At 73.1% G+C, this 11706-nt stretch carries 15 protein-coding genes; 9 read left to right on the top strand and 6 right to left on the bottom strand.

Annotated features, from left to right (window positions below; translation table 11 throughout):
* Positions 1-25 precede the first annotated feature (25 nt).
* Positions 26-670: a 2-phospho-L-lactate guanylyltransferase gene (gene cofC, locus ACIBF8_RS06670; RefSeq protein ID WP_396781373.1), complete on the bottom strand. Its 645-nt coding sequence runs from the start codon at positions 668-670 to the stop codon at positions 26-28.
* A gap of 128 nt (positions 671-798) precedes the next feature.
* Here cofC and ACIBF8_RS06675 point away from each other — a divergent pair, with 128 nt between their 5' ends.
* The 5 genes from ACIBF8_RS06675 to ACIBF8_RS06695 all read left to right on the top strand — a co-directional run bounded on the left by ACIBF8_RS06675 (position 799) and on the right by ACIBF8_RS06695 (position 5678).
* A complete protein-coding gene (locus tag ACIBF8_RS06675; protein ID WP_396781374.1) occupies positions 799-1536 on the top strand; it encodes a lysophospholipid acyltransferase family protein in 738 nt (245 codons plus the stop codon).
* Positions 1533-2540 (top strand): NAD(P)H-dependent glycerol-3-phosphate dehydrogenase, encoded by a 1008-nt coding sequence (locus ACIBF8_RS06680; RefSeq protein ID WP_396781375.1) that lies wholly within the window; start codon positions 1533-1535, stop codon positions 2538-2540. The genes ACIBF8_RS06675 and ACIBF8_RS06680 overlap by 4 nt, the downstream gene beginning before the upstream one ends.
* Before the next feature lie 8 nt (positions 2541-2548).
* A complete protein-coding gene (locus ACIBF8_RS06685) occupies positions 2549-3667 on the top strand; it encodes a cystathionine gamma-lyase (protein WP_396781376.1) in 1119 nt (372 codons plus the stop codon).
* Complete coding sequence (locus ACIBF8_RS06690) at positions 3664-4461, top strand: putative protein N(5)-glutamine methyltransferase (RefSeq protein WP_396781756.1); 798 nt, start codon at positions 3664-3666, stop codon at positions 4459-4461. Before ACIBF8_RS06685 ends, ACIBF8_RS06690 begins: the two co-directional genes overlap by 4 nt.
* 167 nt (positions 4462-4628) lie before the next feature.
* The gene (locus tag ACIBF8_RS06695; RefSeq protein WP_396781377.1) at positions 4629-5678 is read left to right on the top strand and encodes an ROK family protein; all 1050 of its coding nucleotides are present in this window, start codon (positions 4629-4631) and stop codon (positions 5676-5678) included.
* Between the two features lie 42 nt (positions 5679-5720).
* On the opposite strand, the gene ACIBF8_RS06700 is transcribed toward ACIBF8_RS06695, so the two are convergent.
* Together ACIBF8_RS06700 and ACIBF8_RS06705 are read right to left on the bottom strand one after the other, a co-directional pair.
* Entirely contained in the window at positions 5721-5921 is a 201-nt protein-coding gene (locus ACIBF8_RS06700) for a DUF397 domain-containing protein (RefSeq protein WP_396781378.1), read from the bottom strand.
* A gap of 5 nt (positions 5922-5926) precedes the next feature.
* A complete protein-coding gene (locus ACIBF8_RS06705; protein WP_396781379.1) occupies positions 5927-6772 on the bottom strand; it encodes a helix-turn-helix domain-containing protein in 846 nt (281 codons plus the stop codon).
* A gap of 278 nt (positions 6773-7050) precedes the next feature.
* On the opposite strand from ACIBF8_RS06705, the gene ACIBF8_RS06710 reads away from it, so the two are divergent.
* Positions 7051-7269: a hypothetical protein gene (locus ACIBF8_RS06710; RefSeq protein WP_396781380.1), complete on the top strand. Its 219-nt coding sequence runs from the start codon at positions 7051-7053 to the stop codon at positions 7267-7269.
* Between the two features lie 183 nt (positions 7270-7452).
* The gene (locus ACIBF8_RS06715) at positions 7453-8553 is read left to right on the top strand and encodes a D-alanine--D-alanine ligase family protein (protein ID WP_396781381.1); all 1101 of its coding nucleotides are present in this window, start codon (positions 7453-7455) and stop codon (positions 8551-8553) included.
* 58 nt (positions 8554-8611) lie between these two features.
* Here the strand turns inward: ACIBF8_RS06715 and ACIBF8_RS06720 are convergent, their stop codons facing one another.
* Complete coding sequence (locus tag ACIBF8_RS06720) at positions 8612-9295, bottom strand: DUF3515 family protein (protein WP_396781382.1); 684 nt, start codon at positions 9293-9295, stop codon at positions 8612-8614.
* A 9-nt stretch (positions 9296-9304) separates the two neighbouring features.
* The gene (locus tag ACIBF8_RS06725) at positions 9305-9538 is read right to left on the bottom strand and encodes an Lrp/AsnC ligand binding domain-containing protein (RefSeq protein ID WP_030487446.1); all 234 of its coding nucleotides are present in this window, start codon (positions 9536-9538) and stop codon (positions 9305-9307) included.
* 96 nt (positions 9539-9634) lie between these two features.
* Here ACIBF8_RS06725 and ACIBF8_RS06730 point away from each other — a divergent pair, with 96 nt between their 5' ends.
* Complete coding sequence (locus ACIBF8_RS06730) at positions 9635-10624, top strand: thiamine-phosphate kinase (RefSeq protein WP_396781384.1); 990 nt, start codon at positions 9635-9637, stop codon at positions 10622-10624.
* 29 nt (positions 10625-10653) lie between these two features.
* Positions 10654-11115, top strand: coding sequence for a GNAT family N-acetyltransferase (locus ACIBF8_RS06735; protein WP_396781385.1), 462 nt, complete (start codon positions 10654-10656; stop codon positions 11113-11115).
* Positions 11116-11238: 123 nt separating this feature from the next.
* Here the strand turns inward: ACIBF8_RS06735 and rpmB are convergent, their stop codons facing one another.
* Positions 11239-11430: a 50S ribosomal protein L28 gene (gene rpmB / locus ACIBF8_RS06740; protein WP_007456456.1), complete on the bottom strand. Its 192-nt coding sequence runs from the start codon at positions 11428-11430 to the stop codon at positions 11239-11241.
* Positions 11431-11706 lie beyond the last annotated feature (276 nt).

The following is an 11706-nucleotide window of genomic DNA, read 5'->3' on the forward strand; positions in this document are numbered from 1 at the left end:
TCAATCCGCGGAGCGGGCGGGGCGCTCAACCCGCGGAGCGGGCGGGGCGACCGGCGGTGACGAGCGCGGCCGTGCGCGGCCCCAGCCCCAGCCGGGCGGCGGCGGCCAGGTCCGCGGCGGTGTCCACGTCCCGGCGCAGGCTGGGCCAGTCGCCGTCGAGCGGCAGCGCCCCGCTCGCCGTGTGCGCGACCGCCGAGCCCACCCCGAAGCGGGGATCCAGCGGTACGCCCGGCGGGGCGGTGAGCAGCACCGTGCCCCCGCCGGGTGCGTCCGGCAGGAACCGGCGTACCGCCGGTCGGCTGTTCTGCGCCAGGAGTAGCGCGCCGGCCAGTTCGGCCGGGCGCAACGCCGGCACATCCGCGGTGATTCCGGCCACCCATCCGGCGGCCTCGGCCGCGCCGTGCCGGAACGCGGCGTTCAGGCCGGCGTCCGGCTCGTCCGGCAGCACCCGCGCGCCAACGGCCCGCGCCTCCGCCGCCACCCGGCCGTCGTTGGTCACCACCAGGGCCTCGGCGACCGCCGGGCAGGCCAGCACCGCGCGGAGCGTGTCGGCCGCCAGTGCCAGTGCCAGCTCCTCGTGCGGTACGCCGGTCAGCGCGCCGCGCAGCCGACTCTTGGCAGCGGCCAGCTGCTTCACCGGCACCACCACGGCCCACCTCGGCTGACTCACGTCCGCAATCCTGCCAGCCGGACGACGGGACCCTCGCTGGCCGTACCGGGGGCGAGCAGGCATGATTTCCGCTGCGGGTGTCGCGGGTGGGATTTCGCGGCGGGGTTGGGGCGCGACGAGGAGGCACAGTGACACGGCGGAGGCTGGGGTTCTGGCAACGGTTCGCCGTGGGGCTGGTGAAGCCGGTGATGACCGTCTGGACCCGGCGTACCTGGCGTGGTCAGGAGCACCTCGGCCGTGACGGCGGCATGATCATTGTGGCGAACCACATCTCCCACGCCGACCCGCTGGTGTCGGCGCACTTCATCTACGACTCCGGGCGCTGGCCGCAGTACCTGGGCAAGGCCAGCGTGTTCCGGGTGCCGGTGGTCGGCTGGATCCTGCACCGGTGCCGGCAGATCCCGGTCGAGCGGGGGACGGTGGAGGCCGTCCGCTCACTGGACGCCCTGGTCGCCGCGCTCAACGAGGGTGGCGCCGTCGTGATCTACCCGGAGGGCACCACCACCCGACAGCCGGAGCTGTGGCCGATGAAGGCCAAGACCGGCGCGGCCCGGCTGGCCCTCGCCACCGGCGCTCCGGTCGTACCGGTGGTGATGTGGGGCCCGGAGCGGATCTTCGACCCGCGGACCGCCCGCGTCAGCCTGCGCCCCCGGATCCCGGTGACCGTTGCCGCCGGGGAGCCGATCGACCTGAGCCGGTGGGCGGATGCCCAGCCGACCCGGGCCACCCTCGAGGAGATGACGGACACCATCATGTTGCGGCTGCGGGACATGCTCGCCGAGATCCGTGGCGGTACCCCGCCGCCGCTGTGGGAGCGACCGGCCCGGTCCTCCGTCGGCGGCGAACAGCAGGACCAAGCGGCATGAGCGGTCACGTCGCGGTACTCGGTGCCGGTTCCTGGGGCACCGCGTTCGCCAAGATCCTCGCGGACGCGGGGCGGGACGTGACGGTGTGGGCCCGCCGCGCGCCGGTCGCCGAGAGCATTCGGACCGAGCGCCGCAATCCGGAGTACCTGCCCGACCTGCTGTTGCCGAGCCGGGTCACCGCCACCGCCGACGCCGCCGAGGCGATCACCGGCGCCGAGGTGGTGGTACTGGCCGTGCCGTCGCAGACCCTGCGCGGCAACCTCGCCGAATGGGCCGGGCACCTGCACCCGGATTCCACCCTGGTGTCGCTGATGAAGGGCATCGAGCTGGGCACCACCAAGCGGATGAGCGAGGTGATCGTGGAGACCGCCGGGGTCGCCGCGGACCGGGTGGTGGTCGTGTCCGGCCCGAACCTGGCCCCGGAGATCGCCGCCGAGCAGCCCGCCGCGACCGTGGTCGCCGGGACGAACAGCGCCCGCGCCACGCTCGTCCAGTCCTCGATCCGGACGCCGTACCTGCGCCCCTACACCAACGACGACGTGATCGGCTGTGAGCTGGGCGGGGCGGTCAAGAACGTGATCGCCCTGTCGTACGGCATCGCTACCGCGATGGGCTTCGGCGACAACACCCGGGCGATGCTGATGACCCGCGGGCTGGCCGAGACGGCCCGACTGGGCGTGGCGCTCGGCGCGGACCCGATCACCTTCGCGGGCCTCGCGGGCATGGGCGACCTGGTTGCCTCCTGCTCGTCCCCGCTGGCCCGCAACCGCACCTTCGGTGAGCACCTGGGCCGGGGGGAGACGCTGGAGCAGGCGCAGGCCGCCACCCGGCAGACCGCCGAGGGCGTGAAGAGCTGCCTGGCGATCCGCGATCTGGCCCGGGCGCACGGCGTGGAGATGCCGATCACCGAGCACGTCGAGCGAATCTGTCACGAGGGGATGGACCCGCGCCTCGCCGTGGAGACCCTGATGAGCCGCACCGCCAAACCCGAGTCGTACGAGTGAGGAACCCGATGAGCGAATGGGGAGACGGCACCCGCTGCGTACGCGCCGGCCTGCCGGAGCCGGCACCGGGGGACCCGTTCCTGCCCGGGCCGGTCTTCGCCGCGCCGTACCACCTCGACCCGTACCAGGGCCAGGGCGCGTCGCCGAACGGCTACGGCCGTCCGGACAACCCGACCCGGCGGCTGCTGGAGGCGGCCGTGGGCGAGTTGGAGGGCGGTGACTGCCGGGTCTTCGCGACCGGTCAGGCGGCCATCACCGGCCTGCTGCTCACCCTGCTCCGCCCGGGGGACACGGTGGTGCTCCCCACCGACGGATACTTCCCGGTCCGGGCGTTCGCCAAAAATGTGCTGGAGGCCATCGGCGTCCGGGTGCTGTTCGCGCCGACCGTCGGACCGTACCCGTCGTTCGAGGGTGTCCGGCTGGTGCTGGTGGAGACCCCGGCCAACCCCGGTCTCGACGTGGTCGACGTGTCGGCCCTGGCCGAGCGGGCGTACGCCGCCGGCGCGCTGCTCGCGGTGGACAACACCACGGCCACCCCGCTGGGTCAGCGCCCGCTGGATCTCGGCGCCGACCTGGTGGTCGCCTCCGGCACGAAGGCGCTGACCGGCCACTCCGACCTGCTGCTGGGCTACCTGGCCAGCCGGTCCGCCGAGCTGATCGACGCGGTGACGACCTGGCGTACCACCACCGGGGCGGTTCCGGGCGCGTTCGACGCCTGGCTGGCGCACCGATCACTGGCCACACTCGACCTGCGGCTGGCGCGGCAGAGCGCGAACGCCGCCGCGGTCGCCGACCTGCTCGCGGGCCGGTCGGACGTGACCGGCCTGCGGTGGCCGGGGCGGCCGGACGATCCCGCGTACGCGGTGGCCTCGGCGCAGATGCGCCGGATCCCGGGGGTGCTCTCGTTCGACCTGGGCGACGCCGAGCGGGTGGGCCGATTCGTCGAGGCCGCCCGGCTGGTGGCGGCGGCGACCTCCTTCGGCGGTCTGCACACCACGGCGGACCGGCGGGCGCAGTGGGGCGACGACACCGCGCCCGGCTTCGTCCGGCTCTCCTGCGGGGCGGAGGACACCGCGGACCTGGTGGCCGACATCGCCGCCGCGTTGGACGCCGCCGCAGCGGTCTGACGTCTCCCGTGGCCGCACCGACCCCCACCGACCGCGCCGCCCTCGTGATCCGGCTGCGGGCCGCCGGTTGCGTCTACGCCGAGGACGAGGCCGAGCTGCTGTTGGCCGCGGCGCACAGCCCGACGGCGCTGGCCGACCTGACCGACCGCCGGGTGGCCGGCGAACCGTTGGAGTACCTGCTCGGCTGGGCGGAGTTCTGCGGCCTGCGGATCGCCGTCGACGAGGGCGTCTTCGTGCCGCGTGCCCGGACCGCCCTGCTGGTCGAGGTAGCGGCCGAGGTGACCGGAGCGGCGCCGGCCGTGGTCGACCTCTGCTGCGGCTCCGGGGCCACCACGGTCGCGCTGGCGCACCGGCTCGCGCCGCGCTGGCTGGCCGCCGCCGACATCGACCCGGCGGCCGTGGCCTGTGCCCGTCGCAACGTCGTCGGGCTGAATGCCGAGGTGTACCAGGGCGACCTGTTCGATCCGCTGCCCCGGCGGTGGCGGGGCCGGCTCGACCTGGTGGTCGCCAACGCCCCGTACGTGCCGACCGACGCGGTCGCGCTGATGCCGCCGGAGGCACGACTGCACGAGGCCCCGGTGGCGCTCGACGGCGGCCCGGACGGGCTCTCCGTGCTGCGCCGGGTGGGCGTCGACGCGGCCCACTGGCTGGTCCCCGGTGGCCACCTGGTGGTCGAAGCCGGCACCACCCAGGTAGACGCCCTCTGCGCGGCGTTCCAGGCAGCCGGCCTAGTGCCGACCGTCCACCATGACGAAGACCTGGACGCCACCGCGGTAACCGCGCGCCGGGCTTGAGGCCCCCACCCCTCGCGATCTTGCAGTTTCGGTAGTCGTAATGAGCCGATTGCGTTTTATGTCGGGACAGTAAGTGCAAGATCGCGGGGAGGGTGGGGCGGGGCGTGGCGGGGGAGAGGGGTTGGCACTAGCCTCGGCTCACACTTACCAGGGCGGGAGGCGGTTCGGTGGGCAGCGCAGGGGTGCCGGTGGTCGTCGGGCTGGACAACGGCGGCACCAGCAACAACGCCACCGTGCTGACGGTGGACGGCCACTTCCTGGTGGACGGGCTGTTGGAGATCCCCAGTGAGGTGCGCTCCGGGCCGGAGGCGGCGATCGAGGCGTTGGCCCGTGCGCTGGACGGCGCGCTGGCGCAGACCGGCGTACCGCGTGAGCTGGTCCGGGCGGTGGGCCTGGACACTCCCGGCCCGGCCAGCGCCGACGGCGTCATCTCGTCGCGGGGCTCCACCAACTTCTCCCAACCGGCCTGGCGCGGCTTCGACGTGCGAGGGGCGCTGGAGCGGCGGCTCGGCCTGCCGGTGATCTACCACAACGACGGCAACGCGGCCGCGCTCTACGCCCACCACGTCTACTTCGGCGCCGAGGCGATGAGCCGCTCGTCGGTGTCGGCGATCGTCGGCACCGGCCTGGGCGGCGGTGTGGTCGAGGGCGGTCGGGTGATCGCCGGTGCGGCCGGGATGGCCGGGGAGCTCGGTCACGTGCACATCCCGCTGAACGGGCTGCTCGGCCCGGGTCAGCCGGAGCCCACCTGTGCCTGTGGCTTCCTCGGGGATGTCGAGAGCGTGGCCTCGCTGACCGGCATCGAACGCAACCTGTTGCCGTACTGGCTGACCCGGTACCCCGACCACCCGCTCGCCGCCGAGCCGGTGGCCCGGGCGGCAAAGCTGGTCCGGGGGTACGGCGAGCGCGCGGACGCCCTCGCTCGGGACCTCTTCACCCAGCAGGCGATGGCGTTGGGGCGGCTGTTCACCGTCGCCGCGAACTTCACCGACCCGCACGCGTACTTCGTCGGTGGCGGGGTGGTGGAGGCGGCACCGGAGTTCCGTGACTGGTTCCTGGCGACGGTCCGCGAGCACACCGTGCTCCGCGAGGAGCAGGCGGCGGTGGCCACCTTCGCGTTGGTGCCGGATCGGGACATGGCCGGTGCCCGGGGGGTCGCGATCGCCGCGCTGGAGGCGCTGCGCGCTGTTGCGGAGCCTCGGCCGCTGGTTGCCTGAGCCGGCGCGGGCCGATGCCCACGCCGGCTCGGAGACGTCGGGTCAGCCCAGGGGTGGTGCCTGGGCGAAGGCGGCCCAGGCGGCCGTCGGAAACAGCAGAGCCGGGCCGGCCGGGTCCTTGGAGTCGCGGACGGCCACGAGCCGCGGTATCGCGGCCACCTCCACGCAGGCGCCCTCGTCGCCGCTGCGACTGCTCTTGCGCCACGCCGCCGCGGCCAAGGCCGCTGTGATCGTCGGTGTCATCGGTCCTACCGTCCCTTCAGGACTCTCAGGAGCATCTCGCGGCTGTCCGCCGGGCTGAGCGCCACGCTTCGGAGATGCTCCATGATCTTGGTGCAGGTACGCGTCTCGCCGGCCCGGTCGAGGATCATCTGACCTGCGACGGTCTCCACCGAGGCGATGATCGGATCCTCCGGGTCGGCGAATTCGAGGATGTGCAGCGAACCCCGGGTGCCCCGGTGGTAGCCGGCGGACAGCGGAATCACCTGCACGCTGATGTTGGGCAACTCGGCCATCTTGACCAGGTGCCGCAGTTGCCCGTTCATCACCGACTGGTCGCCGACCGGGCGTAGCAGGGCACCTTCGTCGATGATCGCGTCGAAGATGGGCGGCTGTTCGCCGGTGAGTCGCTGTTGCCGGTCGAGCCGGACCTTGACCCGCTGCTCCACCAGGTCGTCGCCGAGGGTGTGCGGCCCGCCCCGCATCACGCCCCGGATGTAGTCGGCCGTCTGCAGGAGGCCGGGCACCACCGACGGCTCGAAGTTGGCGATGGCGGTCGCCTCGGCCTCCAGTGCGATGAAGTCGATGGTGCGCCGATCCAGCACGTAGGAGTACGACACCCACCAACCTGGCTTGCGGGCGTCCTTGGCGAGCTGCACGGCCGCGGCCACCTCGTCGGCGCTCACCCCGTACGACGTGAGCAGGGCGCGTACGGTCGCCGGGGTGATCAGGGTCTGGGCGTTCTCGTACCGGGAGAGCGTGCTGCGGGTGCTGTTGATCTCATCCGCCGCGGTCTCCAGCGTCAGCCCGGCGGCTTCCCGGTGGTGGCGCAGGGCGATGCCGAGCCGGCGGGCACGGGCTGTCTTCGGGGCCATGCATCGATGGTCGCATACATTTGCGGGAACGTCTGCATGAGAGAACGTCGATGAGAGTTGCATTCACGGCTGTACACGTGTCAATCTGTCATGGCGTCCTCACCGCCGGTTGTCGTGGCGACGGTGGTGGTGAGCGACCGGAGGGGATGGGGCGCGCGGCGATCGGGTTTCTCCCCCGTACCCGATCGTCGCGTGCCGCCCCGCCATCCCGGCCTGCCGGAAGGAGACGACGTGCGAACCCGTCCGGAGCCCCCCGCCGTGCCCTCGGGCGGCGTGCGATGACCCGCTTCCTCGTGGTGCTGACCGACGTGCGCCCCATCGAGGGCGTCAACCGCAACGAGCGGACCGCCCCGGAGCGGCGTCGCCAGGTCGTCGGCGCCAGCAGCCGGGAGGCCGCCGACCGCATCGCCGGGGCCTTCATGGCGCTGGGCATGGTGCGCGCCGGCCGGCAGCGGGTGAAGGTGATCGCCGTCGGCCGCCGGCACTCCCGGGACTGAGCAGGTCCAGGTCGGCCGCTACCGTCCGATCACGCACCGTATATACTCTGATGACCGATTGCCGTGTCGAGCCGTGGCTCGCCGGGTATCGCCTCGCCCTATCGCCACGCACAGTAAGGTCAACCGGGTGAGCGCCACCGGCGAGCACGACCAGCCGCAGTCGCGTACGAAGAGGTGACCGGAGTGACCACCCCAGGCAAGACCCGCGTGGCGATCGTCTTCGGCGGCCGCAGCCCGGAGCACGGCATCTCCTGCGTCAGTGCCGGCAGCGTGTTCGGCGCACTCGACCCGGACGAGTTCGAGGTCGTGCCCGTGGGCATCACCCGGGCCGGCCAGTGGGTGCTGACCAGCGGAGATCCCGCCCAGCTCGCGATCAACGCCCGTCAGCTGCCGGAGATCACCGCCGACTCCGGCGACGACATCGTGCTGCGCGCCGACCCCACCGGCAACGGGCTGATGGTGCTCGACCCGACCGAGGGCCCCCGGGCGCTGGCCGACGTGGACGTGGTCTTTCCGGTGCTGCACGGCACGTACGGCGAGGACGGCACCATCCAGGGAATGCTGGAGATGGCCGGCATCCCCTATGTCGGGGCGAACGTGTTCGCGTCCGCCGCCGCCATGGACAAGGAGTTCACCAAGAAGCTCTGCGCCGTCGAGGGCATCCCGGTCGTTCCGTACGCCGTGCTGCGCAACGGGATGACGCTCAGCGAAGAGGACAAGGATCGCCTCGGCCTGCCGGTCTTCGTCAAGCCGTCCCGAGCCGGGTCGTCGTTCGGGGTCAGCAAGGTCACCGACTGGGCGAACCTGGACGCGGCGGTCGCCGCCGCCCGGCAGTTCGACCCGAAGGTCATCATCGAGGCCGCGATCATCGGCCGCGAGGTCGAGTGCGGGGTGCTGGAGGGCGAGGCCGGCGGTGCGCCCGAGGCGTCCGTGCTGGCCGAGGTGCGGGTCGTCGCCGACCACGACTTCTACGACTTCGAGGCGAAGTACCTCGACGACTCCTGCGAGTACGACATTCCGGCCGACCTGCCGGAGCGGGTGACCCGCCAGGTGCAGGAGTACGCGGTTCGCGCGTTCACCGCGCTGGACTGCGCCGGCCTGGCCCGGGCCGACTTCTTCGTCACCCCCGAGCTGGACGTCTATCTCAACGAGATCAACACGATGCCCGGATTCACCCCGACGTCGATGTTCCCGCGGATGTGGGCGGCCTCCGGCCTGGAATACCCGAAGCTGGTCAACCGGCTGATCCGTACCGCACAGCGGCGCGGAGTCGGCCTGCACTGAGCCGTCCGGCCCCCGCCCGCATGCGTGAGCCGGAGCGGGCGGGGCCGCTCGCGCTCGGTCAGCGCTGGCAGCCGGACGGGATGGCACCGCCCGAGGGCACGCTCGCCACGATCGTGCTGGAGATCGCCGGCAACCACTGCAACGGCTGCTCGTACGAGCTGGGCACGCGCACGGTGATCATCGTCTCGCGGTCGACCGTGGTGAGCACGGCCGCGTCGGGCTGCTCGGCCAGGTGCCAGCAGACCCGGTTGACCGTCCAGACCTCGTCGGTGCTGGGGAAGGCCGGTTCGGTGCCGCCGCAGGCCACGGTGAGCGCGGGGTCGCCGTACGCCGCGTTCTGCTCGGGGCCGGCGGTGACCGGCCGCTGGGCCAGGTCGCGGATGCTCGCCGGCAGCTGGGAGAGCAGGGCCCGGCAGACCGTGGCCGGGCGGGCGGCCAGGGCCGGGGCGGCCATCTCCACCGGCGCGGTGGACTGCGCTCGGGCGGCGGTCGCGGAGGCTGTCGGCGCGGCGGCCGGCGTGTCCGGGGTGAGCTTGCTGAAGGCCAGCAGGGCCACCAGCAGCGTGATCGGTAGTGCGATCAACGTGGCCAGCAGCGCCGCACCGCGCATGGTCCGGTCGCGGCCGGCCGGCGTGGCGGCGGCCGGATCGATCGGCTCGCGGTTACCGTCAGCCGGCTCGGGCGTCCCGTCGGCCGCGTCGCGCGCCCCGTCGTCGTCCAGAGCAGCGGAGGAGGTCGTCATCTCGTCCACTTACAGCCGTACCACCGAACACGTGAGGGTGCGGGTGATGCCGGGCACCATCTGCACCTTGCTGACGATGAGTTTGCCGAGCTCGTCGACGGTGTTCGCCTCGGTGAGGACGACCACGTCGTACGGCCCGGTGACGGCGTCGACGCGTACCACGCCGGGGATGTCCGCGATGAGACCCGCCACGTCACGTGCGCGGCCGACCTCTGTCTGGATGAGGATGTACGCCTGTACCACGACTCGACCTCCGTCCGTCGCCGCCCGGGAGCGGCCCGAAGGGTGAAAGTACCTTACGGACCAGGTCTGATCCCTATCGGTGGTCAAGGAGCAGCGGTGAGCGAGCACGGCGGAGCCGGGCAGCACGGGCGGGACGCCCGTGGCGGTGTCGGTGTGTCCGGGATCGGGGAGTTCGGGCTGATCGGGAAGATCACCGCTCGGCTGTCGTACGGGCCGACGACCCTGCTCGGCCCGGGCGACGACGCGGCGGTGGTGGCCGCGCCGGACGGCCGGGTGGTGGCCTCCACCGACGTGCTGGTCGACGGCCGACACTTCCGGCGGGACTGGTCCTCCGCCCGCGACGTCGGGCACCGGGCGGCGGCGGCCAACCTGGCGGACATCGCGGCGATGGGTGCCACGCCGACCGCCCTGCTGGTCGCTCTCTGCATGCCGGCCGACCTGGACACCGGCTGGGCGGAGGAGCTGGCCGACGGGCTCGCTGCGGAGGCGGGGACGGTCGGCGCGAGCGTCGTCGGCGGGGACGTGTCGGCCAGCCCCACGCTGACCGTCGCGGTCACCGCGCTGGGCGACCTGGCCGGCCGGCCGCCCGTACTGCGGTCGGGCGCCCGACCCGGGGACGTGCTCGCCCTGGCCGGGCGCACCGGGTACGCGGCGGCCGGGTTGACGGTGCTCACCAGGGGCTTCCGTACCCCCCGGCTGCTGGTCGAGGCGTACCGGCGGCCGGAGGTGCCCTACCAGGCCGGCCCGCAGGCCGCCCAACTCGGGGCCACCGCCATGATCGACGTGTCGGACGGGCTCCTCGCCGACCTCGGGCACGTGTCGACGGCCAGCGGGGTGGCGATCGACGTGCACCGCAACGCGTTCGAGGTGCCTCGGCAGATGGCCGACGCCGCGCAGGCGCTCGGCGTCGACCCGTACACCTGGATCCTCGCCGGTGGCGACGACCACGCGCTGGCCGCGACCTTCCCCCCGGCGGTGGCGCTGCCGCCGGGCTGGCGGCCGATCGGCGTGGTCACCGACGGTGCTGGGGTGACGGTCGACGGCACTGCCTTCGACGGCCCGGCCGGCTGGGACCACTTCCGGTGAGTTCCGAGGGCCGCCGTACCCTGGATACCGTGAGTGAGATCGAGATCCGGGCGGTGCGGTTCGACGCACCGGTGGCGCAGCAGCTGATCCAAGCCGCACTGGCCGACCTCGGCGCCCGCTACGGCGGCTCCGGCGACGACACCCCGGTGGACGCAGCCGAGTTCGAGCCGCCGGATGGCGCGTTCCTCGTGGCGTATCTCGCCGGTAAGCCGGTCGGCTGCGGTGGCTGGCGCAGCCACGGCGCGGACGCCGCGGAGCTGAAGCGGATGTACACCGCCCCGGCGGCGCGGGGGCGGGGGGTGGCTCGCGCGGTGCTGGCGGCCGTCGAGCGCTCGGCCCGCGAGCAGGGCCGCAAGCGGGTGGTGCTGGAGTGCGGCGACAAGCAACCCGAGGCGATCGCCATGTACGCCTCCGCCGGGTACGAGCGAATTCCGAACTTCGGCTTCTACAAGGACGCGGAGGGCTGCGTCTCCTTCGGCCGAACCCTCTGACCGGTGTGCCTGGCCCGGGTGGGCTCGGCCTGGCCCGCGTACGGCGTCGGCCGGAGACACGACAGAGCCGGCGGACCGCAGGGTCCGCCGGCTGAGCCGTACGAGAAGGTGGGTGCTACCGCGTCAGGCGCGGGTGACCTTGCCGGCCTTGATGCACGAGGTGCAGACCTGCAACTTCTTGGTGTTGCCGCCACCGGCCGGGGTACGCACCGACTGGATGTTCGGGTTCCAGCGGCGGTTGGTCCGCCGGTGCGAGTGGGACACGTTGTGGCCGAAGCCCGGTCCCTTGCCACAGACGTCGCACACGCTAGCCACGGGATACTCCTGGGATTGATACGTTCATGAGGTCGCCGGCAGGTGCTGCCCGGGCAACCTGGTCAGGTTACCCGATGACTCGCCGACCCGGCCAACCGGCCCGGTCCGGCGCTCGCCCGTGCCCCGGCTCACGCCTGGTCGTGGGCCCGTCCGCCCGACGGTGGGCCGGCCCGGCGGCAAGGCTACCGGAGGGATCCGCCCGCGCTGCGGCCACCGCCGCCCCGAGGCGTGACGGACACGCCCGACGAGTCCGACGGGTGTCGGTGCGCGCCAGTA

The organism is Micromonospora sp. NPDC050276 (genome assembly GCF_044459545.1).
In the GTDB taxonomy this organism is placed as follows: Bacteria; Actinomycetota; Actinomycetes; order Mycobacteriales; family Micromonosporaceae; genus Micromonospora.

Bases quoted from the DNA above. Each gene is read 5' to 3' on its own strand.
- ACIBF8_RS06680 (WP_396781375.1), top strand. From the start codon at position 1,533: ATGAGCGGTCACGTCGCGGTACTCGGTGCCGGTTCCTGGGGCACCGCG.
- ACIBF8_RS06685 (WP_396781376.1), top strand. From the start codon at position 2,549: ATGAGCGAATGGGGAGACGGCACCCGCTGCGTACGCGCCGGCCTGCCG.
- ACIBF8_RS06700 (WP_396781378.1), bottom strand. From the start codon at position 5,921: ATGACACCGACGATCACAGCGGCCTTGGCCGCGGCGGCGTGGCGCAAG.
- ACIBF8_RS06705 (WP_396781379.1), bottom strand. From the start codon at position 6,772: ATGGCCCCGAAGACAGCCCGTGCCCGCCGGCTCGGCATCGCCCTGCGC.
- ACIBF8_RS06710 (WP_396781380.1), top strand. From the start codon at position 7,051: ATGACCCGCTTCCTCGTGGTGCTGACCGACGTGCGCCCCATCGAGGGC.
- ACIBF8_RS06720 (WP_396781382.1), bottom strand. From the start codon at position 9,295: ATGACGACCTCCTCCGCTGCTCTGGACGACGACGGGGCGCGCGACGCG.